Source organism: Bacillus badius NBRC 15713 (genome assembly GCF_001591605.1).
Classification (GTDB): Bacteria; Bacillota; Bacilli; order Bacillales; family Domibacillaceae; genus Pseudobacillus; species Pseudobacillus badius.
Genome location: NZ_BCVF01000110.1, coordinates 1 through 695, shown reverse-complemented (window position 1 = coordinate 695; position 695 = coordinate 1). Strand labels below are relative to the sequence as shown.

The following is a 695-nucleotide window of genomic DNA, read 5'->3' as shown; positions in this document are numbered from 1 at the left end:
TTGACCGCTGGATTCACCAAGATGAAACCTCCGGTTCTTTTAAAGAGAAAGATAACCGGACGGCTGAACAACAGGAGCTTTTAGAACTTCGTAAGGAACTGAAGCAGTTGAGGATGGAAAATGATATTTTAAAGCAAGCCGCGCTGATCATGGGACGAAAGTAAATGTCATTAAGCGAAACAAAGACAAATACTCAGTATCAGCAATGTGCAGCGTCCTGCAAATCTCACGTAGTACGTACTATTATGAGGCCAAAGAACATCAGAGAGAAGACGACGTAACATGCGCTATCATAGAGGTTTTTGAACAAAATCGAAGTGCCTACGGCACGCGCAAGATCAAAGTCGAGTTACACAAACGTGGATTCACGGTCTCCAGGCGGCGTATTGGACGTATCATGAAGGAACAAGGACTTGTTTCTTCCTATACGGTGTCACAGTTCAAACCACAGAAAGCCCCATGTAATGAGTCAGCTCAGGCAAATGAATTGAAACGTGAGTTTCAGCAGACGGAAGCGAAAAAAGTTGTGGTCAGTGATTTAACATACGTCAGAGTCAAAAATAAATGGCATTACGTATGTATCTTTGTCGATCTCTTTAACCGCGAAATCATTGGCTTTAGCACAGGACCAAACAAAGATGCCAATCTTGTCGCACGTGCTTTTTCCTCCATTCAAGGTGATCTGCGAGACATCC

Annotated in this window: 1 pseudogene; it reads left to right on the top strand. The window is 43.5% G+C overall.

The features are described from left to right. Window positions 1-695: pseudogene (locus tag BBA02S_RS20915) on the top strand (IS3 family transposase); the annotation flags it as partial.